Source organism: Vibrio sp. YT-15 (assembly GCF_033337445.1).
GTDB lineage: Bacteria > Pseudomonadota > Gammaproteobacteria > Enterobacterales > Vibrionaceae > Vibrio > Vibrio alginolyticus.
The window spans coordinates 18,777-43,743 of the sequence record NZ_JAWOQR010000024.1 but is presented as its reverse complement, the minus strand read 5'-3'; the positions used below and the strand labels follow the sequence as shown (position 1 = coordinate 43,743).

Below are 24,967 nucleotides of genomic sequence, written 5' to 3'. Positions count from 1 at the left end.
CTGTCCCTGTATTGTTGGGTACTATCAAAACAGATCGACCACTTAAAGTCATGTCCGAAAATTGGGGGCCACTTCTCAAGTAACGTAGTCAGCTTTATCAACAGATGTTAATGCATTTCAAATTCGTACTCACCATTGCTGTTCACTGTAAATAAATAAGATTCTATACGTTCATCGAGAACGCTGAGGCTATTACTACAATCACGAATACGATTACCCATTTCGGGCGTAACCAATAAAGTTTTTTTAGCTCCGTTTACGAGCAAATACGCATTGCTTACCATCATTCCACAAACTGATTTGCCTTCAACAGTAAGTAGACTCCAATCAAAATTACATTCTGCGATTAGTTCATTTGCCACTTCGTTCAAGGTAGCTGCTAACATTTGAACTTTTATTTGTACTTGTTCTGACATCAGTGAAACGCCTGGCCACCAGTTGGAGCATGTTGAGCATTCTTGATGTGGTTTACACACAAACATGTCAATACCGCTACAGTTCCTTCCACCGGATTTTCGTCCTTCGTGCCTGCATCCAACAGGACATCAAGGAACGCGCCTTTCAACATTGGGTTGTTTGAATGATCAGATTCTTCATGTGCATACATGCTGGAAATAGTGCCGGCATTCTGCAGACGGATATAGTCAATGATATGCTGAACTTCGGCCATCCATTGTTTAAGTAGCGGGTCTTCTCGCTCAATTCTGCAAGAGTCTTCCGCACTGTGGCCAAAAGACGCGTTACCATCAAACGTAAACTTCACAAAAGCTGAGAACAATTCATTGCCAAGTTCCGGTCCAATATTATTTTCATTAAAAAAGATCTGCATCCGTCGTAAAGAGGCTGCAGTACGCTCGGCTAGTTCTATATCGTCTTCATTCAATGTCGTCAGATAGGTCATTACATCCCTTTATCTTATTAGCTAGTTGTTTGCTTGTACGGCTATCCAGGTGCGCTTTTCTCGGGCAATGTCTGTGTATTTCTCGTACAAGGCTTATTAATATGTCGTTTAGTGTGCTTAAAAAGAAAATATCCTCAAGCGAATTTTGATAAGATACCACGACTTCAAAACTGAACGTTTAAAATGCAATCAATCGGACCTTACTGAATGCCTAATACAGTCACATCGTTTTTTATCGATACACTAACAACGCTACTATCGACTTCCGGGTTATTCCTCGCGTTCGTTGTGACCCTATACTTACTTCAAAGGCTGACTTGCGGCTTAGCTGCGCGACAATTTGGAGGGAAAAGTATATACCTTAGCGCGATCGTAGGTACCCCTGTACATGAAATATCGCACGCTCTTATCTGCCTCCCATTTTTCCATAAGATAAACGAGGTGGCGCTATTCAAGCCTGATGGCGCTGGAACATTAGGCTACGTGACTCACTCATACAACCCCGCGAACCTCTGGCAGCAGATCGGCAACTTTTTCATAGGTATAGCTCCCCTGTTCGGTGGTACTGCGGCGATCTACATTTTAACCTGCTCGTTTCTGCCATACGGTGAAAACGTTATTGATGTCATTGACTCGTTAAGCGCCCCGTTCCGTCACACATCTGGGTTTACCACATTTGTAACCGCCCTTTATGATGCAGTGCTAAAGCTGAGCTCGGTTCTTTGGGTGATAGCTCAAGGCAGTCCGGGCAAATTTGCCATTTGGATGTATTTAACCGCGGCCATCGCTTTGCATATGTCACCTTCCCCGGCAGACCTGCGCGGTTCTGTTAAAGGGGCATTACTATTACTGCTCGTACTCGGTTGCGTTCGTTTCATTTCCGACCAGGCATGGGAATCTTTACTCGACCACCTAGCTTCGGGTCTTCTCTCGTTATCGATTACGTATTCTATTTGTATTTTACTGGCAGGAAGTTTGGCATTTTTCGTATTTGCATTTTCTTTGGTAAGCAAGAAATAAGTTATGACTCAAACACAGCAATACCAAGCACTAATCAACTGCCCGTCATGTAACAGCAAGGCAGATTTGGTCGGCCAAGTTATGGGTAGGGATAAAAAAGGTAGAGGAAAATACTCTTGTCTTTGCATGGCATGCGATGAATTTATCCAGTTGCCATCAGCATGCCCGAAGTGTAGCAGCAAGGAAGCCACTATTAACACTTCGGGTGCTCAGTATCGAATGTATTGCAGTTGCTGCAAAGAGGCATCGATATTGTTCTACGATAGCAGGATCGTGCGACCAGAGTTCTTAAAGTGTATATTTTAAGGGTAACTTCTCACGGTTTGATATTGTTGAGATTGAAATCATCCAGATCCAACATATCAAGAATTTCGATAATTGAAATATCTTCTCCCTGATCATACCGACGCTTATAGTCGAGATAAAAAATATCTCGAGGTGGACACTTTGAGTACAACTGTTCTTTTTCTTTCTTGCTTAACGCGTGTATAAACACGTAGTAATCTACCGCTTCAAGATAAGCCTTTAAAAAAGGTTTTTGTTCAGTTATTCGAAAAAACTTCCAGTTGTATCCTGTAGTTCCGCCTGAGACAGCAAAACCAGGTCTAAAGTAGGCCCCATACCCATTATTAAATTTGCCTACTGCAGCTGTGAAACCAGTAGCAATCTTCTTTGATCGGAAATTTGATTCTTTGCCCTTTCCGTAACCCATTTCCTTTGCAGTAAAAACGTGTTGAGTGTTGGGAACCCATATTGGAGAGCGCTCATTATCTTCTACAAAGTATTCAGGTATGTTGGTGCCAAACAGTAACCGAGCTGAACGGCGCCATAACTCTGCGTCAAATTCGACCTCAATATATGGTGTCCCGTGCTTTGCTTCCTGCTCAATCCACTGCAAAAACATTTCTTCACGACGGCCATTGTAAACCGCAGCAATAGCGTTATGTGACGCAATCCATTTAGTCGTAAACTCCACGGCAGCATCATGGTCATTGAATGACTTCGGGCTATATGTACTCGTTTCAAGGGTTCGTGAATGAACCTGCCAGCGATGAAATGGGTTACCAGATTTGGTTTCTATACCAACGTTGGGTGCTAGACAATCCAATGTATAGAACTTCTTGTACAATCTGGCTGGTCGATAATTGTTATCCAGATAGTAGTCATTACGTTTAGAGATAGCTTCACTAATGTTCGCGGCGTATGGTTGGAAATCTTTTCCATTAGCCTTGAATTTCAATTGAAATCCCTCCCCTTTGGGGAGTTTAGTAATGTTCCGAAACTCTGCGGTTGACTGCATTCGTTTTTACCTAAGTTTTACTGTGTATGGTCTACAGAGGGTTTAATCGAAAGACTTCTCTGGTAGATCAATGTTTTCGCCAAGCACACTACATACGTAAGCGCGCATAGCAGCAATTAATAACGTGTTTCCGTTTTGTGTACATTCACCGCCCTTCACATACGCCGAGCAGGTTGTTGAGCCATCACTTGGAGAAATGAGGCTAATGTTTTGTGCATCAGCGATTGGACCGCCCAACTGCCAGTTAGTGGAAGGACTGTAGCCACGACCGATTTTTGTAATATAACCTTTAGGGTCATCATCCCACACCCAAAACCCAGCCTCTGAGCCAGAACCAAAGCCCATAGGGTCATGCTTAATTGGAAGGTTTTGGCATTTCGCTACCGCCCAATCAAGAACAGCACCTTCTAAAGTTGAAACGTTAACGCGGGACATGAATCTTCCTTACTACGACTGGATAGCGACCATCACTATCACTTCAATGTAATTTAGGTTAATTCAAGCCTCCGATCGCGCAACAGCGTTATCGCCCTCTCTATCCAGGTTCGGATTCTTTTTTCGGAGTTTAAAATCTTTGCCACTAGCGTCCAACGTTAAGTGATTGACGAACAAGCCTCAAACTCAACTTACACCCGGCAGTTAAAATCAGCATAGACAAGATAGAGAAAACTAACCGCTCATTAAAGCTTAAGGCGTTTACCCAATGAATAAATTGCAACGCTCCCAAATGAAGGATTTCATCTGTCTGCTTACCTTCGTACAATCGAAAAAAACATTCTTTCGCGTCAGTCAACAACCTTAGTTTTCTCCTTGTCACGCAACTGCAGTATGAATGCAACCCAAGGAAGCCCTACCATGATAGCCAGTACATACGCAGGCACATAATTGACAAAAAATGGAGCAGATACCGCAAGGCCAAATGAAATACTTGCTAGAAAACTTACTATCTTTTTCATCAATTACCCATTTTCGTTTAAAAAGTTTGAAGTCGGTTACCACCGTCTTTTTATCTAGTTCTTGCATCATTGAAATAATAGATCTGCCGCGACCAGACTGAGAAGCAACACCGACGACAAATTGATGGATTGTATTTTTCGCCGATCCGGGTTTAGCTGGAAAAGTGAAAGGAGTACCAGCTATTGCCATTGTATAACGGACTAGAACCCTACCGAATTTCTTCGCGTTAACCTTTCTTTTATGTGCAACTCTATAACTCATTCAATCTCTCTACTTTTCATTTTCTGTTAGACAGGCATGCACCCGTGTTTTGAAATCTTCTTGGCACATCAATACTGCCTGCTCACAAGTCACACCGAGCTTTCTAGATAAGATTCTGTAGGCATTACCAAACTAAAACTCTGCACACCAAGAACCGGACTGACCCATGAAGATTTCATACTGTCCAAATGGGGTTTCAGCCAAAGCGCCCTGCTTATCATCGCTAAACACGAACTCTAATTCTCTAACGCTCTCTGTAGTTGCCATACCTTAAGTTGCTGCCTTATTGGTGATTATGCATTCCGATTAATGGTGTCATTTTATCATCTACGTAGTTTTAAAAACTTCTAATTTTGAAAATGTAGTAGTAGAGCTCTACTATTTGCGGGAATGGTGATCGGTGGTTTTATAGAAAGGTAACTTTCAGACAAGCAACATATTAAGGGCAACAGATCATGTCAGACGTTCAAACTATCACTTATGAATCAGGTCAAATGGGCCTATTCTTCGGTACCAACCAAGAATTGCAGTCATTTACCGAAAAGCACAACAATACAAAAAAACGTGATCTTATAATGGCGGCTGCCCGTGATTTCCTTATATCAAACGCTCTGAATGTAGCATCGACAGACGCGCAGCGATTTAAAGCTAATGTAACGGCTATACGTGTTCTTAAAGCTCTCCGTGGTCGTAACAGCAGTGCTACTCGCTTAGAGCAAGAGAAGCTAGCCAAATACGTTGGTTGGGGCGCTCTGAGTTCTATCTTTGACGAGAAGAACACAAAGACCGAATCAAAGCGCCAGCAGCTAAAAGACATGCTCACCGAAAGTGAGTACTACAGTGCGCGCACATCTACCCTATCGGCATTTTACACGCCTTTATATTTGACGCGTGGCATCTACACGATGTTAGCTAATGCCGGCTTTAATGCTGGTGGCCGAATTTGCGATCCTGCAGCGGGTATGGGTGGTCTTATAGCTCCTATGTCTGCCGATATGTTTGAAAACTCAAAAGTTACGCTGTGTGAGCTTGATAGCGTGACTGCAGAGGCACTAGAACACCTTTACCCGAATGCAACCGTATATGGTAATAAGGGTTTTGAAGAACTGAACATCAAAGCGAATCAAGATCTAGTTATCCAGAACCCCCCTTTTGGTAGTGCTAAAGTGATTGATAAGCTGGACTCACAGCTTAACGGTCTGACTCTTCACAACTATTTTATGACTAAAGGTGCAAAAATTTTACGCATGGGTGGCCTGATGGTCGCTATCGTGTCTACCTCGTTCCTTGACTCCAAGAGCACTAAGGCTCGTGAAATCGTCGCTAACCTTGCCGAGCTACGCGGTGCTATTCGACTACCTAAAAGTGTGTTTCAAGAGCACAGCGGCGCTAACGCTTCGGTTGACGTCCTATTACTGCAACGTTCTAACTCCGCATCTGCGGCGACGGCTGATTGGGTTCATGCTTTCGAGCAAACTTTACCTACAGGCGAATCGTACTACCTAAACAACCACTACGTGGCAAATCCAGATGCAATTCTCGGTGTCATGGAAGCACAGCCAGGCATTCAGGGTAAGCAGATCCAGTGCGTGTCAGAGTCCAAAGATATTGTTGGCGATGTACAAAGAGCTTTTGCCGCTCATTTCCCGAAAGATATTTACTTTGAATCGACTCAGACCTCAGAAAGTGATGATGACGAATTCTTAGCGCCTATGGCTGGCCTAGTCTCAGACAATGCCTATATCGACTTTGGCGGCTTTGCGCTAACCGAAGATGACAAAGTAGCAATTCGAAAGCAGGACGACGAACACGGCAACATGACGTTTGACGTATGTCAGGAGATCACAGGCAAACGCGCTGCCCGTATCGCTTCTATGATTGCAGTAAAACAGTCTATGGCTCAGTTACTTGAGCTAGAGCGCACAGATGGTCACGAACTGGCTATTGAAACAGCCCGTCAAGAACTTAACGTCCGTTACGATGCCTTTGTGCGTCAACATGGCTTCATTCAGGAAAGCGCCAACCGCCGCGCTTTCGGCAAAGACCCTTTCTATGCGAATCTGGCTAGCCTTGAGTCTAATTTCAATCGCGGTGTGACTCGTGAGCAAGCTAAACGCCTAAACGTACCAGCAGAAAAACCTCACGCCGACAAAGCAGAGATTTTTAGCCGTCGTATCATCAAGCCGTGGGTTGCTCCAACTTCTGCAGACACCAGCACTGACGCATTGTGGGTGTGTTGGAATGACAGCCACACTATTGATATTCCGCGTATTGCTGCGCTTTGCGGTCAATCAATCGAGCAGACTAAGCGTGAACTCGTAGGTAACCTAATCTTTCTTGACCCGAAAAACGGCCAATATGAATTTGCAGAAACCTACCTGTCAGGCGATGTAAAGAGCAAGTTTGAGCTTGTCAGTGCTTTAGTAAACGGTAACTCTTCGTTACTGCCTAACTACGAGGCTCTAAAAGCTATACAGCCTGCAGACGTCCCAGCTGTAGACATTAATGTCGAACTTAACGCGGGTTGGCTACCTATTAGCGTAGTGAAAGACTTCATTAGCCAACTGTTGAGCTGTAGTGTCGATGCTGAACACGTTTTAGGTCAATGGTTCGTTAAAGCTACAGGCGTGCCGAGTGTTATCAATACTCAACAATTCGGCATCGATGGCTACCCAGCGACAAAAATCATTTCTCGTATGATGGCAGGCCGTGACCTAATTGTGCGTCGTACTAACACACACGGTACGTTCATTGACCGAGAAGCGACCGTTCAAGTTGAGTCAATAGCAACAGAAATCACAACTCGATTCGAGGATTGGATTTGGTCATGTGACAAACGCCGCGCTGAACTTGAAAGCTTATATAACGAGAAATTTAACCGCTATGTGAAACCTAAATACAGCGGTGAAATGCTTGTATTCCCGAACATGAATAGCAGTATTTCTTTACGTGCACACCAGAAAACATGTGTACGCCGCGCACTGGCGCAAGGTTCTTTTCTCATGGATATGTCGGTAGGTTCAGGCAAAACTTACGCACTAGCTGCTATTTGTAACACGTGGCACCGATTAGGCCTTAAAGAGCGTACAGCTGTTGTATTACCTAACCATTTGGTTGAAGCAATCGCTGTAGAATGGCTGACTTTATACCCTACTGAAAAGCTACTAGTACTGTCACCGGAAGATATGAGCGCACAAAAGCGCCGCGAGACACTTAACCGAATCAAGACAGGTGCAAAGATTGTACTGATCCCTGAGTCGACCTTTAAAGCTATTGCATTACCGAAAGAAGCCGAATCTCAGATCATCCATGATGAAATTTGGGAGACTCGCCGCGCTATCGAAGTTCTAAGCGCTCGTTTCTCTGTTAAGAAGCTTGAAACCAAACTGAAAAACCTTGAATTCAAACTGGAATCACTGACCAACCGTGAAGCGAAAGACGAGTATTTAGACTTCGCTGAACTGGGTTTTGATTCAATTCTTGCGGATGAAGCACACAGCTATAAAAATTTATCGTTCTCGACGGTTGCACTGTCAAATGTTCGCGGCATTGGTAACCCTGACGGTAGCCAGCGCGCTTGGGATATGTTTTGTAAAATCCGTCACTTAAACGAAAATAACGACCATGCAGGCGTTGTATTTAGTACTGGTACACCGATCTCAAATAGCATTATCGAGCTTTGGAGCATTCAGAAATACCTAGCCTACGACGAGCTGAAACAAGCTAATTTGCACTGGTTGGATTCATGGGCTGACTTGTACACAACCACCAGCAGCGAATTTGAGATCGACGCGACAGGTATCAACTTCAAACCAGTGTCACGCCTACGCTCATTCAATAACTTGCCAGAGCTGCAGGCTATTTATGGCTGTATTGCGGAAACCGTTACTAAGAAACAGCTTAACGACTACCTACCTAAATTAGCTGGTGGCTATAACATGATACCGCCAGTAGTCGGAGGAAAGCCGCAGACAATCTTTGTAGACCCATCAGATCAACAAAAAGAATTCATCGATTCGCTAGTTGAAAGAGCTAAGGACTTCAAAAGCTCTCCAATCGATAACGACAATATGTTGCTGTTGATGTATCACGCACGATGCGCGTCACTGGATTTGCGAGTACTTGACCCGAGCAAAGCCGAAAATGAGAACTCAAAAGCAACAGCATGTGCAAACAAAGTCGCGGAGATTTACCGTCAATATGACGCGGTAAAAGGCACACAACTAATTTTTTGTGACCTGTCGACTCCGAATAAAGGTAAAGAAAAGTTACGCGCCAAAATTCGCCAGCTAATGAAAGATGCGAACACTGGCGACGAAGCAGCACAGAGAGAATTAGAAACAATCGGTCATGACCAAATCATGGCGGCTGAATCTAGCTATTCAGTCTATGACGATATTAAGCAACAGCTAATTGCGCTTGGCATCCCTGAACATGAGATCGCTTTTGCTCAGGAGTACAAAACACCAAAGGCTAAGGCAGAGCTTTACTTGCAGATCAATAACGGTGTAAAACGCGTTGTGCTAGCATCCACTCAGTTAATGGGAACTGGTTGTAATATCAACAACTTAGGTGTAGCAGTGCACCATTTAGATCCATGCTACAAACCGTCTGACATGGAGCAACGCACAGGTCGATTAGAGCGCCAAGGCAACCACCTGTATGAAGCCGACCCAGCTAATTTTGAAGGTGTTAATGTAATTTATTACGCGACCCGTAACAGCCTTGATAGCTTCCTATATCAAACGCTGGAAACAAAGGCGAACTGGATTGAAGCATTCCGCGCTGGTGAAACTAACCTACGTACAATGAACGCCCTATCAGCAGACAGCATCACGTTTGCTGAGATTAAAGCGGAGATCTCAGGTAACCCTCTAGTGCTTGAACATCTTCAATTGTCCAAAGAGATCACTAAACTGTCGGTGCAACACAAACGCCACCAGCAACAGCAGCACCAATACGAGGACGGTATTAAACGTTACCTAAGCCGTGAAAAAGCACAGGCAAAATTGATTCATGACATTAAAAGCGACATGGCAAAGTATGAAGCGAACGCATTGCCAAAAGGTGAGTTTGAGGCCGTAGTGTCAGGCTATGACGTTGATAAATTCGCTACAGCTGCGGAGCTGTTAGAAGCTGAGTTACAACACTGGTCTAAAGCTAATAAAACCAGTTACAAACCTGTTATGTACTATTGCGGCTTTGCTGTTAGGTTTGGCGTGAATTACGGTAGCCACGCCGTTTATATCGAGGGTGATAACGAGTATTCCGTTATCCTATCCGGTGGCGCTAAAACAAGTGGAACATCGATCCTTTATACAGTGATTAATCAGCTTAAAGACTTAGACAAAACGCTTAAAAACCAAGAAAGCTACTTAGAAGAAATCCGCGTTAACCTAAAAACGGCACAGTCACAGATTGGGCGAGAGTTTGACGGTCTACAGAACTTGATTGACGCTAAGAAACGATTAGCCGAGGTTAAGCATGAACTTATGACACAAAATGAGGAAACTCTAGCCGCAGCTTAAAATTATGGCGTAGTAACAAATTTTTGTTATTACGCCTTTTCTCTACCTGTAATGGTATTGCGCGATTACTACTCTCGCTTAAGGTTGAAGAATCTTAGTTAGAGGCGTAACTCAAATGACGAATTCAAAAGCACAAACAACTGACCTTATAGCTCCAATTACTTATGCCAATGAGTATGGCGAGCTTGTTCTAACCCCTGTCACTGAGTACATGCCAGTTTCTTGTATTTCAGTTGATAAACTGCCTGTTATTCAACAACACATGTTTTCTATTGAGGATGCAGAGGTAATCGGTCTGATCACTGAAAACCGTAAAGTGCAGTTGTCTACCCCTTATCTTCTTCAAAAGGGTCACCCACGTAAAACGGATGCGTACATCATCCATCACCAATCACCAAGCGTTGCTTGTGTGTGTAAGGCCGAGATTAAGACCTCTATCATTGAGAGTGGCTTAAGCGCACAAGGAGAACTCGACCGCATCTATCAAGGGTCGGCTCATAAGCTTGTCGCTCAGTACGGCATTTGAGGCACCGATAATGGAATGTAATCACGTAGTTGCCTCTGTGGGCGGTAAGTTCATAGTACTTGGCGATGTTGCGACACAGTACCGTGAGTGGTCAGCCCAGGTTGAAGATTTCAACGAGAAGAACAGAACCCACGTTGTAACACCACCGCCAGAATTCAAGTTTGCCAAATACTGTATGAATTGCGGCGAGAAGATTAACCAAGACGCGGTAAAAACTGAATTGCGAGGTGGCGATGAAAGCCGATAGCCCAACTGTCCCAATGCCAGATTACGGTGACGCTAAAGCGTTTATAAACCGATTGAAAGTCGCCACTGGTGAAAAAAGAGATGGTGAGTTAGCAATAATCTTAGGTAAACCGAAATCGACAATCGCCACGTGGAAGCAGAAAAACAGAATTAACCATGAGGCAATGATCCTTGTTCACCTATTAACTGGTGCATCTATCCAATATCTTGCGTTTGGTATAGGCGAACCATTCCCTAACGGGAAGCAAGCTGCCAACCTTCCTGTAAGTGATGAACAGCCAGAAAGCAATGTTGTTCACATGATTAGAAATGGTGATTTGTCTGTCTGTAGAACAATGACATTAGGTAAAGGAACATTAGATTTCTTCGGGTTAAACCGTGAACATCTCACGATCGTTGACCATGATGATGAAACCCTGTTTATCGACCGCCAAGAGTCATTACCAAGTTCAGGGCGATACCTTGTAGCCATAGATGGTGTGTTCGGTATTTACGAGCTTCAACGGCTACCGAACAACTGGGTTGAAGTCCAATTCTCAACTAGTAACCGCGATTTGAACTTAGCTGATCTGTTGATTGCCGGCAAAGTCAAAATGGCAATGAAAAAACGATAATTATTAGAAGGATTCACCACATGAATGCACAACAAATTTTGGCAAACGCGCCCGAAAACGCCGTCTATTGGTCACCAGTTGTAGGGCAGTACTTCGACCGCCAGTTCATCATTTCAGGTCGACAATTTGAAGGCAGTTTGATCCAGGTTGGTCAAGAATATCGTGACGAATTGGTGGCTTTAAGTTCACTCACAGACGACATGTTACCAGAGAATGACACTGCATCCGTGGAAGTTAGCTTAAATGAAGATCGTCAGGGTCTGGTACAAGTTGAAATCAATAACATCAATTTCGGTGTATTTGCGACCCTCGATGCTGATAAATACGCTTGGTTCCCCAAACGTACCGAACAATTGTCAGGAGACATGATCGTTGCCATTGGGAAAGCTCTGACCAACTGGAACGTGTGCAAAGCACAACAAGAGGTTTAACCATGAAAATCTCATTCAACCCGACAGCCGTAAAAACGACATTTGAACATCGTCGGTCTGAAACAGAAATTACGGTGGAGCGTATTAACAATGGTGCTTTGGTAACCCTTAACGGCTCAGACTCTGGAGCAGCATCATTTGAAATCAACTCACTTGAAGAACTCGACCAGTTAAAAGCGATGCTCCCAACCTTAAAGAATTACCGCGAAAAATTAAATAGAGGTTTCTGTTATGAATACTCGGTGTTGAGCATTGACCGTGATACGTATGGCGACCCCTTTGAGGAATGCATTCAATTCACCATATCTGCTGCAAACCCCGACACTCCGTGGTCTGAACGTAGCTTATCAGCCTGTCTCTCTTTCGATGATAGACAACGTTTCCTCGATACCATTGAGCTTTCGTTATAGCCCTATTTCATACTCTCTGCCTGTAGACCACTTGCAGAGAGTTCTCTCCACCACTCCCCTTTTAAAAGTTTCCAAAACCTATTAATTAGGTACTTGCGCGTTGAACGGCCCATAAGAAAATTGAAAAGTAACCAAGAGAGCTAACCACTCTCACAATTCAATTATGTGGAACTATCATCATGCAAACCGAGCAAGTAAAACAAACTGAACAGCTATACCTTCCTGTTGTTGTCCGTGAGGGCCAAGAGTTCGACTTCACCGCTTTAGAGTCTGGTACGCCTATACGTGTATCACCAAAGCTGATCGATGACTTGACCATTGGTGGCAACAAACGCCGTAAGAAAGAGCGTAGCGATGACTTCGCAGAGAGTATCCGTGCTAACGGTGTTATTCAGTCCCTGTCTGTTCGTCCACATGTTGATAACCCACACCGTTTAGAGTTGTGTGCCGGTTATGGTCGCCGTGACATGTCATTACGTTTTGACCTTGAATCTGTGCCAGTTGTAGTCAACCAATATTCAGACCGTGAAGCACTGGCGGTGATGTTTGCTGAAAACCACGACCGCGAAAATATCACGATCGTTGATGAAGCTGATTTGGCCCAAAACTACCTGTCTTACCATGATGGTGATTACGCTACGGCTGCTGTGGCTCTCGGCCTGTCAGAAAAGACATTCCGCGAACGTCTGCAACTAAAACGCCTTACTGATAACGTTTTGGACCACTTAGCCGATCCTAGTAACAAGTTTACTCTCGGTCACGCACTGATCCTGAGTACATTTGATGCTGAAACGCAGGAGAAAACACTTGCTGCAATTTTGGCTAACCCAACCGAGTACACGGTAAAAAATCTGAAACTACGCGCCTCTCAGCGCCAGATCCCTTTAGCTAAGGCTCCTTTCGACACCAAACCATGTGACAGCTGTATCCACAACACAGGGGAACAGCTAGACCTACTTGGCAACGGCGATACCGATGCAAAATGTAGTAAAGCCTCATGCTTTATTGAAAAAGCTCAGGCGTGGGTACACAACGAGCGCACAGCTGAACTGGAAGAAAAGTATGGTCGTGTCATTGCTTGGGAAGCCAAACCAGAATCTGACCGCCGTACAGTGACTGAGGAAGCGGTAGGTAAGAAGCAATTCACTAACGGATGCATGGGTTGTGAAAGCAAATGTACGGTAGTCGATGACCGCCCGATGAAATGGGGTGAATACACTCAAGATCAGTGTATTGATACTGATTGTTTCAATTCATGTGTAAGTGCTTTGAAAGAAGCAAAGGCAGAGAAAGCACGTAAGCAGAAAGAAGCGCGTGAAGCGAAAGAGAAAGAGAAAGTTGCCGCCCAGGAACAACAGGCAGAATCTTCAAATGTTGATGTGGCTGACCAACCGACAGTAGAAAAGAAAGTCACCGTTGAGCAAGAAGAAGTTGTCGTTACTACCGCTCCAGTTCAGCGTAAAACATCTGCAGCCGTGTTAGAGGATTACCGTAAGTCTCTACGTGCAACCAGTGCAAGCGTTGCAATTACCGACCCACAATTTCGTATGGCTACTGCCCTAGCCGCCTTGTGTGACGTTAGCGGTTACGAGCCACCTGTTGACGCGATTAAAAAGAACCGTTGGCCTCGCTTTAATGACCGTGTGCTTGCATTTATGGATCTGACCCTACAACAAATCCAAGAATACATGGCAGAGGCGGTCATTCACCATGCAACCGTTGGTGATAAACATTCCAACACTGATTTGATGATTAATGTTCTTGGCAAGAACCCGAAAGGTCAGAGCATCGCAATCGAAGCATGGAAACCAACTAAAGAACGCCTTGGCATGTATAACATCGCGCAAATCAACCAAATGTGTGTTGAGGCAGGATTCGATAAGGCTTATGAAGCAGCCAACGGTGAAGCGTCATTCTCTCTGTTATTCAAAAACCGTAAGGATGACATCGTAAGCGGTGTTATGGGCTTCAAATTCGATTGGTCACACTTCGCACCCTCTGACTACCTTGCCTTAGTTCGTTAACCATTCGGGGAGTGGCAACACTCCCCAAACTTACCCTATTGCGCGATGACCAAACTCGCTCAGTATGAATTACATAACCAACGGGAACTAACCACTCCCTACTCTCAATAACACTGTGGATTATCAAAATGAATTTAAAAAACGTATGTGAACTAGTTAAAGCTGCCGGTCAAACTCGCGCAATCATCACAATTGACACTAATAACGAAGATGCAGTAATCATCGTTAATATTCCAACCTCTAACGCTGCTTGTCTGCCAAAGGTTGAAGACGACAAACAGATGGCACTACGTTCAGCTCTAGCCACGCCTATGCGTGTTTTAGGCAAGATAGAAGATGTTGATGCGGTCTTTGATGAACAGCTTGCAGAATTTGGTGAGGGCTTTGCTCCTGCTTCACTTCAACTGAAAGGCGTAAAAACTAACGCTGCGGCTGCTAAGGCTTCAACTCAAGCCGTTACAACTACCCCTAAAACTACGGTTAAAAAAGCAAGCAACAAAAAGAATGCTGCAAAAACTGAAAATTCAGATGCAGTAGAAACTAAAAATACCACTGAAACCGCGCCAAAAGCTCCAGAGAAAGCCGATAAGGTAGAAACCGCACCAACTGATGCAGTTGCAACTCAAGATGCTCCAGAAGCGGTAGAGGCTGATGACGAGGGTATGTCACTTGAGAGCGACAACTTTGATTTCTTCCAGAATGGCGCACTTTAAGGTTTAGGGGTATCCGAGATATGAGTAATACAGCAACACCAGAATTGAAATGGCAATTCAAGTTAGGCAATACACTGATTGATTTCCCAAACCCTTTTGGTTCAATCCAAGACAATAAACGACTTTTGGCACAGCACTTTCCTCAATTACGTTGGACTGAAATCTACGAGGAAGATGCGCGATTAGAGAATGGTTGTATGGTTTTACCTGTTGTACCGCCACCAGTGAAAACAAACGGTTAAGCACATGGCAGACAATATCAAAGAGAAGTTAAACCAGTGGCGCGATAAGTGCGCCACCAACATGGCTAATCATTCTGTCGAAGAAGTTGAATTGGAAGAAAAATCATGCGTAATACATCAGTTGAATTCAGTGGTTCACAAAATCAAACACCTTTCTCCATCCTTACCGGAATCAATGGAACTAAAGGACATTCCACCGCTCATGTAGCGCATGTTAATAAAGCCACAAACAAGGCGGCTGGTGGCTTTAAGCCATTAGCCCCTTGGTACGCAGCGGTTAAGCCGCAAGAGCTTATATTAAGCCAGAGTGTGCGTAATAATTTGGGTTATAAACGCGAAGATGTTTACCAAGATACCATCATCGAAAAAACCTCATTTTGGGAAGCTCTCGCGCTGTTTGGACTCAAACACGGCATGTTGACCGAATTCGACATCGAGAACCTTATAGAAGCTCCTATCGGCACTACAAAGCAGGTTTCTGCTGCAAAAGAGCTTGGCAAAAAGGTACTTGGTTTCTACCAAACTGGCTTAACTGATCAGCAATACAAAATCGAAGCATGTTTTAAGGCATTTGAAGCCCCTGTTTCTATCCGTGCTGACATTGCCCATTGGTACGTTACTCCGACCGAATCGAATTGGGGTTTTGATTTAACTCTCGATGAAGACGAGTGCTATGGCGAAGACTACGATGAACTAGACCAAAGCTTCAATGACCTAAGCATCCGTATTGAGCATTGCTCTCGCGTATCAGCGTTGTCATTCGACCTAGACCAATTCAGCCCAAGTGTCGGCACAATGTATTTTCAAACCCTGCGTCTGCTATCACTTATGAACTTTAAAACGATGGCACTGGAATATTGTGATACCGAGGGAACGCTTGAAGCATACGCTGAAATTTTCAAAGTATTTGACCTGACTTCTGAACAAGTACAGAAGATCACTGGCTGCGATGAAGATTCCATCGAAGAAGTGTTGAACGACATCAACCCACTAATTTTCAAAGCTATTGGTTCGCACGATGAATATATTGATTTACATAACGTTATCAACGCTGCCTTGTACTACAAAGCAACCGTAGCAACGAAATGGTATCAGAAAGATACCCCATTCTATCGCGGTCAATCAGTCATTATGAACGCTATGGGACTGTTAGAAACTGTAAATAAAATCCGTCCTAACCCACTAAACCCGAATGACGTTAAAGGCATTGCCGCACTAAAAACTACGTTACGCACTGTCATTGAGTTAGGACATGAAGCATATGACTCACCGTGGTTGCTTGGCAGTGACAATCCGATCGATTGTTTCGCTTTTATCACAACTGGTAGCGACATCGAGAAATACACTCTTGAAGTAGAAAACGAGCACCGTCAATCAATCGGTGAATGTGGCGCACTTCGCCTTGACCTATCGGCTAACGACACAGGTCTACGCACTATCGAAAACATTCATCTAGCTGACAAGTGCTTGATGTTGCTTGCTTCGGTCTAGCGCGATTTCAAACTTAGCATACCATCTTAAATATCGGTTGAGGCTAACCACTTCAACCCATTTAACCAAGGGCTAACCACCCAACAAAATCACTGTGGAGAAGTACCATGCAAGTTCAGAAAGAACCGCGCTTAAGCATCAATAACCAACATAAAGACCCTAAGCCAGAATTCGGCTTAGTGTTCTTCAACAGCCCTAGAGGTTACGCGGTCACACGCCATGAGTTCCATGAAGAACAAATGCAAGGTGGCGTGATCATTGATACCGATGCTGTGATTAAGCTGCTTGAAAAAATCAAAGACACTAACGATGCAGCAAAGGCAGCAGAAGCCAAGGAACAATCTAAAGGCTCGGAAGTCTCCAAGTACTCCCTAATCCCTCAAAATGTCTTATTAGAATCAGACCGATTGCTTGTATGGCACACCCCTGCGACTAAATGCCCTATGTGGTACAGAATGTCAGGCACTCACCCAAAGGCACTTCGTAATGTCACTTGGACACCGTTGCTCTTTGTTCTGAATAAGCACAGCGAAACACTGTATGTGTTTGCCTTAGAAAGTGATGAACGCCCAACCCTCGACACAATGACTTATTACGCGCCTCTGGCAAACGTTTTTGATAGTCATTACTTGTGTCAGGGGTCAGCTCCCCTACCGAAGCAACTTAGCTCAAGCAACATCAAAGAAATTCAAGATACGTTGTACATGAGTGCATTTGATGGCTTTAAGCATAACCTCGCTATCAAGCTTCCAGACGACATCCCCGACCAACGTGCGTTTTGGGAAAGTAAGAACCTGACAGGTGAGCTGGTGGATGTTGCTAATGAGCTTTATCCATACGAGAAACTAAGCAAAGTACTAGAAGAACTATAAGACTAAGGGAACAGATATGACTAATTCAAAATTTGGCTTCGAAAACACAGCTCGTACATTCTACGTCCCTAGTGATTGGGTAGACCGTAAACTCAAAATTGCCCTCGTAGGTTGTGGTGGCACTGGCTCTTCGATTTTGACCGAGCTTTTCCAAATGTTCGGGATCCTCACCAAGTTAGGTTGTGATGGATTCGAAGTGACAGCCTATGACGGTGACCTTGTTTCTGAAAGCAATGTTTTTCGCCAAAACTTCTGGCAACACGATGTCGGCAACAACAAAGCTGATGTTCTGATCACGCGATTCAATCAATTCGGTGGCGTTAACTGGAAATCAAAACCTGTTTTCTTCACTGGCGAGATGGCAGTCACTGAGGAATATGACCTACTAATCACGGCTGTAGATAAAGCATCCGTAAGGTATGAGATTGGTCGCGCACTTGATACCTCAGTTAAACGTGCTCTATGGCTAGACATGGGCAATGATAACCATCAATCAAATGTCCTGCTCGGTAATGCGAGTCGTCAAAAGTTCTACGGTGAAAAACGACTTCCAACGCCTTTCGAGTTGTTTGGTTCGCAATGGGAAGAAGCCGCTAAGACTGAGGTCGATACCGCTTCATGCAGTACCGAGGAAGCCATTCAAAAGCAGACATTCGGCATCAATGGTATGACTGCACGTTCAGCAGCGTCAATGCTGCTATTCCCCCTACTTCGTTTCGGAAAACTTGAGCATCACGGCTTATTCATCGACTTGCATCAAGCCGAGATTACCAAAATGCCGGTAGATCCTTTGCAGTGGTCTTTCTATGGCTACCAAGAAGAAAATATTAATTAACCAACTATTGCAGGGGTTCTCCCCTGCATTTGCTTTAACCAAGGAACATGAATGAAAAAGAGAGAGCAAGACACAAGAGAATACTTCACGAATATAACTCAAGCTATTGATGCGGCTTACGAGTCGTGGGTAAAACAAGCGACTGATGAATTCCCTGTACTGAGCATTCTCAAAGATGGTGAGCCAGTTCCTAACCCCATTTATCGCCACGCAGCGCGATATGGTCTAACTGTAATACTTCATTCGGTGCAAACAATCTGGTCGTATGCCGCTGACATCGTTGGGGCTGACGTTGATACTTCTATCAAGCGACACGACAACTTCCTGCACTTGACCAACATGACGTTCTTACCGGCAGAGATTGGCAGACACGCCTATTCTGCGTCACGGTTGCTGACCTACCAAGCTACGGCCAGTGAACGTGCTAGTGACGAAGCAACTCAGCCAATACCAGACAGTGAGTTTAGTACTGCGGCTCTAGACCTGTTTATGCTTGATCGTGAAATGTCAGCGTCAATGTTTGACTTTGTAGGGCCAAAACTGGGGATCAGTGGTGTACCAGTAGAAAAAGCCTATGTGCCTTTAGAATATCGAAGTGAAGTGTTTAAACGAGTTCTATCTTCCCTGTTCAGCGAATTCGAAGAGATAAAAACCGTTGATACAGGCTTTCGACTGATGAATGAGCAACACGAAGACATTATCACTCATTTATCGAGAGCTGCTTTTGCAAGTCTTGCATCAACAAAGCCTTGCTCTAAAGGTGGTTGCTCAATGCATCGCTATTACCATGAGCATTATCAAGACTAACGCGGGAACGCCCACCAGCCTTCAATTTGTCGGGGCATATTTTCAATATCTAAAGCAAAGGCCACTTTTATAGTGGCTTTTGTTTATAACTCACCTAAAGGTCTTTGATTGAGTCATTTAAGCGCGACAGGTTGATGTACTGCTTCCACCCCTTTCCGTTCCACTTCTCTTTTGGGTCATCTTCCTGCCCAGTAAGAAGGATTAACCCCTGACGATTATAAATGTCAGTTACCGGGTCAACGCTTGACTGAGGTCTTAAGAACCCCGTTAAAAGACGTCTATTCCCTGTTTGAATTGAAAAGTCTCCAGGTACAGTAATTACTGCAGCAAACTTTATTTTATGCGCTTTTGCTAACCGACTATCCTGCTTCACTACCAAATCAACTAAGCGGTATGTATGGCACTGATTTGAGCATATGGTGCTGAAAAAACTGTTGGTGCTCTCAGACAGTCTTTGGAAGGATTGTTCATAATCTTCATCGCGGTTCACGAGCAAAATGCCATACACAATTTTATGCGTTAATTCGTACTTCTCTGGTGTATGAACAACATCTTGCACTACCGGACCAACTGCTACGTTTTCTTGTATGGCCGCGTCTTCCATGAATGCCAGTTCGTTCATACCAACCCAAATTAACTTTGAGTTATGGGTGGTCTGTGCATATTCCATAAGTGACCTATTCATGTTTTGCTGCTGCAAGTTGTCGTAACATTGATTCTGCACTTTTTAGATGCACTAACCGATCACACACGCGTTCGTCCGTTATACCTTCATCGCATCTGGATTTGAGTTCTTTGTTGAACAACTCCAAGTATGCCAAAGCATCTTTTTGTTCCTTCAAGCTGGTGGATTCCGTGGCTTTGAAAGCAAAATCTTCTACTAATTGGACATTGAAATACTCAGATTCCCTTCGCATCTCTGGGTACTGTTCCATGAAGTACTCAGCAGTATCCGCGAGAACTTTTGTAATCCCTGTATCGTTCTTACTAACAGCCACCACAGAAGCACTAGCCGATAGAATTGCACCCGTGAGGATGACTTTCATCAATGTATTCATATCAACCTAAACGTTATTTTTAATATCGAAGTATTTTATGTTTCTATTGCCATAATACCACGCTCTTGTGCGTTTGAAACTCCGTAGTAATTTGGAAATTCAAATAGCGAGTAAGGCGAATAGAAATGATTAATGCAGTTAACACTATCGACGTAAAAGAGTTAGATTCATGGGATACATGGAAACAAGACCTTATAGACTTTGACGGTGAAATCACACCTCTTACATTACGTTCAGTGGATGCAATCTATCGCTATCTTATACAAGGCTACACTTACCAAATTCAGTACAGCTCAGGCAAAGACAGCGAAACTGTTCTAGGGCTATTCTTGCTTGCGTTAATGCGTGCTAAGCGTGAAGGTAAAGCCATTTCAAACGCCCACTTTTTGGTGCATGTTGATACAGGTATTGATAACCCTGAAATTCGTAATCTTGCCCAAAACAAAATCAACAGCCTTGATAGTTTCATTATGGAAAACTCGCTTCCTTTAGTGACCTACATTGCACACCCTAGCTTATCTTCTACATGGGCTTCTCGCGTTCTTGGTGGTCGTGGCTTACCAACCTTTGTTTCATCAAAATTCCGTCAGTGTACCCATGAATTAAAAATCACTGGTGCTAACCGAGTTGTTTCTAAACATACAAAATTGATGTCGAAAGAGCAGAAAGCAAAACTGATCATGCTTCTTGGCTCTCGTGACTTGGAAGGAACTATCCGAAAAAACAACATCGCCAAAATGGGTGGTGATGACATCAAGATCAGTAAATCAGGTAACAAGTATTCTCTATACCCTATAAAAACTTGGTCATCAGCTAATGTGTGGGAGTACCTGACCTATTCGGGCAACCGCCCAAGTTCAGTGCTACCAAGTTACCTTGAAGACCACTACCAGACGGTCGACATTTACCGCGATAGCGGCGCGGGTGAATGCGTAGTTTTCCAAGCGGATACTGATACAGACGGTGGAGCTGGACAAAGCTCGTGTGGCAGTCGTCATGGTTGCGTATATTGCCTCGCCTCTCCAGCTGATAAATCTATGCTTACATTGCTTGAAACTGATCCAGAACGTTATGGTTATATGACGGGCTTGAACCGCGTACAGCGCTTTCTTGAGCTTACGCGTTACAACTGGGATATGCGTCATCCTGTTGGCCGAACAATTAACATTGGCGGGTACATTAAGATTCAGCCGGACGTATACTCACCTGCTGTTCTTAAACGACTTCTACACGCGATTCTTAGCTTCGATTATCTTGAACAAAAACGAGCTGCCAAAATTAAGCAGAAGGTACTTAACGGCACATTACCTGAGACAGAATACAACCTGCGTATGTCAGAGCCACAATTCCAGATCATTGATGAACGCCAACTGATTGCTATCGAGATGCTTTGGTCACTCCACCACTTCCAGAAGCGCCCATTTGAAGCGCTTGATATATGGCATCTGGTTTATACGGATGGTGAGCTTGAGCTGCTAGAAGAAGTAGATAGCATGGTCGCCACCCCTAAAACTCCCCAACCAGCACCATTTTGGTTGCATGTTGGCGAATGGGGTGACAACTCTGGCCTTGATGGTTTAAGCGACAATATGACGGAATTCGCTTACTTTGATAGTCACCAAGACCAAACTCACCGCTTAGTGAGTACTAAGGAAGGTTTACGACGAGTTGTGGACTACGTTGAATCAGAGTTGTTTGATGTCGACATCGATGCAGCGCGATTCATTGTGCACGAAGAGTATCCACGGCTTCGTCCAAAAGCCCATGACGGCTATTACACACCTTATTACGCGGCTGCATATTTACTTCGCTTTGGTGCTGTACAACTAGGAAAAGGTCAGGCTGCACGCTATCACGAAATGGCTCAACGCGGTCAGACCTACCACACGCTTGGTTTAACTGGCCAACTATCTATGGAAGAGATTGCCAACAACCCTAAATATCAGGGTTTAATCCTTGATAACAAGGCGTACAAAGTACTTGCTGCAGAATTGAAAATTGAACAGGACAAGGCTGCAGAGCTCGAAGCTATTCGAGAAGAAAAAGAGCAGAGAATCGCTGCGAAGCGTAAAGCTTGGGCTAAAGCTAATCCGAAATTGGCAGCAAAAGCCAAAAGCCTCAAGAAAGAAATTTCGATGCAGCGCCACAACGAACAGTTATTCAAGTCTCTGTTTGTCATGGCCACCAGCATTCATGCTGAGATTCAAGTTGATACCATTTCAGGAAACCTTAACAGTGACAAGCTTCCCCGTCGTTTAAAGGTGCTGAACGGCCTTCGTAATGAGATCACTTCTCTACGTGAGATTCAAACTGAAAAGTACATTCAGAAAGGCTACAAGCATCAATTAGAGATGAATGAAAAATGGTTAACTATCCTTGAATCTGGAAACTTTGATAATTTCGATTCCGATCATCTTGCTGATTACGCCCGGATTGCACCTGCCCAGTTCAAACAAGAGCTTCGAGACAGCATTCAGCGATGCAAAGCGTCACTAACCGGTTGGTATAAAGGTGATGGCCATAAATCATCCTGTACGCAGGATAGAAATATCGTCATCAAGGTTCATGAAAAAGACCAAATTGAATTGGACCTATCTGTTTTTCTAGCCGCTTAATACCGCGTCCAAAAGCACCTTGGTTTCTATTTCCAAGGTGCTTGTCGCTAGACATTAATGATTAGAACTTTTCTTTTTACGAAGCCTGTTGCGACCGTGGTGACTTGCCACTAAGTGTGACAATAAAGATTAAAACTAATGTTCTATCTTATGACTATGCTGATGAAAATATGACAATAAAGTTCGAAACTAATCGAACTCATCGAGAGTTATCCATTCTTTAATCTTGATTTCCAGTTCAGCTATTGCTTTGTCAATGTTCGGTGTCCAATACGGATCGTCAGGCAAGATTACCCCTGATAGCTGGTCTTGACGTGCGCTATACATTCCAGCCAAATTTGCTACTTCCGCATCATACTGCTCCGAAGTCCATTTTTTTGCTTGATCCATCGCTTATCCTTCTATGTCCGTAGCCTAATTTAGTTTCAAACTATATTGTCACAATCTTTATCTTTAATGTTGCAGTTTCAATCTTTGTTGCCTGACGACAGTGCTATGCAATCAAACAACCCCAGCTAAATAACAGTAGTTATCAACCGCTCAATAAAAAACAAACGTTTACATTAACAACTGAATTGTAACAATCAAATGGAGGGGTCATGACGCGCCCGATTAAAATTACGCTCCTAGCAATTGCATTAGGTGCGGCTTTTGTTGGCTATCACGGCTATTCCGATAAAACTCTAAGTCCTACACCTTCAAACAAACTGCAGGATACTGCGTCTGCAAGTCTGCCACTGACAACTGAGTTCTTAACTGATGAAGAGATTCAGTCATCCCTACTCATGCTGAACGAGCACCCTGACCCATTAGATTTATTAAACATCGGTAATAACGCCCTATCGGAGAATAATTACTTCGCAGCCTACTCAGCTTTCAGCGCAGCCGCTCAAAAATACAATACCTCGGCCATGATCAAACTTGCTGAACTACTTGAAATGGGAGCCATTGGCGGGAAACCCGACATTGATCGAGCGTTAAAACTCTATAACGTCGCATTTGAGCTGGGGTCATTAGATGCGACTCTTATCCTTGCTAATTTCTATGAGCTGGGAATTAACGTACCAGAGAACGTTGATAAGGCATCACATTACTATCAAATAGCCTCAAATAAAGGGAATTCCAAAGCAATTCATTGGCTAGTAGAGCATGCTAAAAGTGAGCCTGAATTTGCAAGTCAAGAGCAGGTATTAGCATGGAACCTATCTCTAGTCGATCAAGGTGATGCCCTAGCAATGATTGACGCTGCCAACGCGTATTATATTGGCCAAGGCACTAAAATCGACAAAACTACCTCTATCAAATTATTAGAGAAAGCGATACAGGCCGACAATGATTCAGCAAGAGTTATGTTGGCAACAATTCTTCTCGATGACCATGACATAGAAACCGACCCGGTAAAAGCGACAGAGCTTTTGTCAATTTCTGCTGCCAACAACAATCCAAGAGCTCAGGCTTTATTAGGTAATGCCCTATCCGGTTTTAATGACTATAAAGAGTTTGGTATTGAACCTGATAACGAACGGGCTTTTCAATTGATCGAGAAGGCGCTGGATCAAAACTTACCATTAGCTCATGGGTACGCTGGAGATTTCTATCTAGCGTCATTTGGACCAGGTGTAGATCTTAAAAAAGCTGTTGAGCATTTCGAAGAAGGTGCGAAGTTGGGTGACCCAAAATCTATGATTGGTCTTGCTCTCCGACTTAAGTCGGGAACCGGTATTGATAAGGACTATGACCGCGCAAATCAGCTAATCGACCAGGCAATATCGATGAATTTCCCGGATGCTATTTTCCAAAAAGGCTTTGTCTATGAGAAAGGTGCTGGCGTTCCTGTTGATTATGCAAAGGCAATGGAGTACTACCATAAAGCTGCAGACTTAAATATATCCTCGGCGGCATACCATTTAGGTTTTATGTATGAACAAGGCTTAGGATTAATCGTAGATACCAACAAGGCTTTGGAGTGGTACAAAAAGGCAGATGAGTTAGGTGATATACGCGCAAAGCGCAAACTAGATACCTATCATAAAAATGGGTCTTTCGATGTTAAAAACGCTTGTGACCATTAATAGCCAAGCTGTTCAGCTAGTAATTATCACCACCTAAATACTAC

At 43.9% G+C, this 24,967-nt stretch carries 25 protein-coding genes; 16 read left to right on the top strand and 9 right to left on the bottom strand.

All coding sequences use genetic code 11. The annotated features are described in order from the left end of the window. Positions 1 to 107 precede the first annotated feature (107 nt). Both R7D93_RS24020 and R7D93_RS24015 read right to left on the bottom strand, forming a co-directional pair. A complete protein-coding gene (locus R7D93_RS24020) occupies positions 108 to 416 on the bottom strand; it encodes a hypothetical protein (RefSeq protein WP_053409862.1) in 309 nt (102 codons plus the stop codon). Continuing rightward, on the bottom strand, positions 416 to 901 hold the full coding sequence (locus R7D93_RS24015) for a hypothetical protein (protein WP_225478181.1): 486 nt from the start codon (positions 899 to 901) through the stop codon (positions 416 to 418). The genes R7D93_RS24020 and R7D93_RS24015 overlap by 1 nt, the downstream gene beginning before the upstream one ends. 441 nt (positions 902 to 1,342) lie before the next feature. On the opposite strand from R7D93_RS24015, the gene R7D93_RS24010 reads away from it, so the two are divergent. After that, positions 1,343 to 1,921, top strand: coding sequence for a hypothetical protein (locus R7D93_RS24010; RefSeq protein WP_225478182.1), 579 nt, complete (start codon positions 1,343 to 1,345; stop codon positions 1,919 to 1,921). A 316-nt stretch (positions 1,922 to 2,237) separates the two neighbouring features. Here R7D93_RS24010 and R7D93_RS24005 read toward each other — a convergent pair whose 3' ends face one another. The 4 genes from R7D93_RS24005 to R7D93_RS23990 form a co-directional block, all read right to left on the bottom strand. After that, complete coding sequence (locus R7D93_RS24005; RefSeq protein ID WP_225478183.1) at positions 2,238 to 3,221, bottom strand: hypothetical protein; 984 nt, start codon at positions 3,219 to 3,221, stop codon at positions 2,238 to 2,240. Between the two features lie 42 nt (positions 3,222 to 3,263). Continuing rightward, on the bottom strand, positions 3,264 to 3,656 hold the full coding sequence (locus R7D93_RS24000) for a phage protein NinX family protein (RefSeq protein WP_225478184.1): 393 nt from the start codon (positions 3,654 to 3,656) through the stop codon (positions 3,264 to 3,266). Positions 3,657 to 4,034: 378 nt separating this feature from the next. After that, positions 4,035 to 4,439, bottom strand: coding sequence for a hypothetical protein (locus R7D93_RS23995; RefSeq protein ID WP_225478185.1), 405 nt, complete (start codon positions 4,437 to 4,439; stop codon positions 4,035 to 4,037). A gap of 132 nt (positions 4,440 to 4,571) precedes the next feature. Next, positions 4,572 to 4,706 carry a hypothetical protein gene (locus tag R7D93_RS23990; protein ID WP_258520379.1) on the bottom strand — a complete coding sequence of 45 codons (135 nt, stop codon included), beginning with the start codon at positions 4,704 to 4,706 and terminating at the stop codon, positions 4,572 to 4,574. A gap of 188 nt (positions 4,707 to 4,894) precedes the next feature. On the opposite strand from R7D93_RS23990, the gene R7D93_RS23985 reads away from it, so the two are divergent. From R7D93_RS23985 to R7D93_RS23925, 13 genes are all read left to right on the top strand, one after another. Then, positions 4,895 to 9,967 (top strand): DEAD/DEAH box helicase family protein, encoded by a 5,073-nt coding sequence (locus tag R7D93_RS23985; RefSeq protein ID WP_225478186.1) that lies wholly within the window; start codon positions 4,895 to 4,897, stop codon positions 9,965 to 9,967. A gap of 115 nt (positions 9,968 to 10,082) precedes the next feature. Next, positions 10,083 to 10,493: a hypothetical protein gene (locus R7D93_RS23980; protein ID WP_225478187.1), complete on the top strand. Its 411-nt coding sequence runs from the start codon at positions 10,083 to 10,085 to the stop codon at positions 10,491 to 10,493. A 10-nt stretch (positions 10,494 to 10,503) separates the two neighbouring features. Beyond that, positions 10,504 to 10,740 carry a hypothetical protein gene (locus tag R7D93_RS23975; protein ID WP_225478188.1) on the top strand — a complete coding sequence of 79 codons (237 nt, stop codon included), beginning with the start codon at positions 10,504 to 10,506 and terminating at the stop codon, positions 10,738 to 10,740. Continuing rightward, the gene (locus tag R7D93_RS23970; protein ID WP_225478189.1) at positions 10,727 to 11,353 is read left to right on the top strand and encodes a phage repressor protein CI; all 627 of its coding nucleotides are present in this window, start codon (positions 10,727 to 10,729) and stop codon (positions 11,351 to 11,353) included. Before R7D93_RS23975 ends, R7D93_RS23970 begins: the two co-directional genes overlap by 14 nt. Positions 11,354 to 11,373: 20 nt before the next feature. Continuing rightward, entirely contained in the window at positions 11,374 to 11,784 is a 411-nt protein-coding gene (locus R7D93_RS23965; RefSeq protein WP_225478190.1) for a hypothetical protein, read from the top strand. A gap of 2 nt (positions 11,785 to 11,786) precedes the next feature. Then, positions 11,787 to 12,194, top strand: a complete 408-nt coding sequence (locus R7D93_RS23960) for a hypothetical protein (RefSeq protein WP_225478191.1) — start codon at positions 11,787 to 11,789, stop codon at positions 12,192 to 12,194. A gap of 179 nt (positions 12,195 to 12,373) precedes the next feature. Further along, on the top strand, positions 12,374 to 14,218 hold the full coding sequence (locus tag R7D93_RS23955) for a ParB/RepB/Spo0J family partition protein (protein ID WP_225478192.1): 1,845 nt from the start codon (positions 12,374 to 12,376) through the stop codon (positions 14,216 to 14,218). Between the two features lie 128 nt (positions 14,219 to 14,346). Next, positions 14,347 to 14,931, top strand: coding sequence for a hypothetical protein (locus tag R7D93_RS23950; RefSeq protein WP_225478193.1), 585 nt, complete (start codon positions 14,347 to 14,349; stop codon positions 14,929 to 14,931). Positions 14,932 to 14,951: 20 nt separating this feature from the next. Next, positions 14,952 to 15,173, top strand: a complete 222-nt coding sequence (locus tag R7D93_RS23945) for a hypothetical protein (RefSeq protein ID WP_017190476.1) — start codon at positions 14,952 to 14,954, stop codon at positions 15,171 to 15,173. Positions 15,174 to 15,278: 105 nt separating this feature from the next. After that, on the top strand, positions 15,279 to 16,664 hold the full coding sequence (locus R7D93_RS23940) for a hypothetical protein (protein ID WP_225478194.1): 1,386 nt from the start codon (positions 15,279 to 15,281) through the stop codon (positions 16,662 to 16,664). Between the two features lie 107 nt (positions 16,665 to 16,771). Then, a complete protein-coding gene (locus R7D93_RS23935; protein ID WP_225478195.1) occupies positions 16,772 to 17,536 on the top strand; it encodes a hypothetical protein in 765 nt (254 codons plus the stop codon). 16 nt (positions 17,537 to 17,552) lie between these two features. Further along, positions 17,553 to 18,371: a PRTRC system ThiF family protein gene (locus R7D93_RS23930; RefSeq protein WP_225478196.1), complete on the top strand. Its 819-nt coding sequence runs from the start codon at positions 17,553 to 17,555 to the stop codon at positions 18,369 to 18,371. Between the two features lie 51 nt (positions 18,372 to 18,422). Beyond that, positions 18,423 to 19,178, top strand: coding sequence for a hypothetical protein (locus R7D93_RS23925; RefSeq protein ID WP_225478197.1), 756 nt, complete (start codon positions 18,423 to 18,425; stop codon positions 19,176 to 19,178). Positions 19,179 to 19,272: 94 nt separating this feature from the next. On the opposite strand, the gene R7D93_RS23920 is transcribed toward R7D93_RS23925, so the two are convergent. Then, entirely contained in the window at positions 19,273 to 19,863 is a 591-nt protein-coding gene (locus R7D93_RS23920) for a hypothetical protein (protein WP_225478198.1), read from the bottom strand. Then, positions 19,856 to 20,224, bottom strand: a complete 369-nt coding sequence (locus tag R7D93_RS23915; RefSeq protein ID WP_225478199.1) for a hypothetical protein — start codon at positions 20,222 to 20,224, stop codon at positions 19,856 to 19,858. Before R7D93_RS23915 ends, R7D93_RS23920 begins: the two co-directional genes overlap by 8 nt. A gap of 137 nt (positions 20,225 to 20,361) precedes the next feature. Here R7D93_RS23915 and R7D93_RS23910 point away from each other — a divergent pair, with 137 nt between their 5' ends. Continuing rightward, entirely contained in the window at positions 20,362 to 22,851 is a 2,490-nt protein-coding gene (locus R7D93_RS23910) for a phosphoadenosine phosphosulfate reductase family protein (protein WP_225478200.1), read from the top strand. A 189-nt stretch (positions 22,852 to 23,040) separates the two neighbouring features. Here the strand turns inward: R7D93_RS23910 and R7D93_RS23905 are convergent, their stop codons facing one another. Then, positions 23,041 to 23,241: a hypothetical protein gene (locus R7D93_RS23905; RefSeq protein WP_225478201.1), complete on the bottom strand. Its 201-nt coding sequence runs from the start codon at positions 23,239 to 23,241 to the stop codon at positions 23,041 to 23,043. A gap of 209 nt (positions 23,242 to 23,450) precedes the next feature. On the opposite strand from R7D93_RS23905, the gene R7D93_RS23900 reads away from it, so the two are divergent. Continuing rightward, a complete protein-coding gene (locus R7D93_RS23900) occupies positions 23,451 to 24,923 on the top strand; it encodes a tetratricopeptide repeat protein (protein ID WP_225478202.1) in 1,473 nt (490 codons plus the stop codon). Positions 24,924 to 24,967 lie beyond the last annotated feature (44 nt).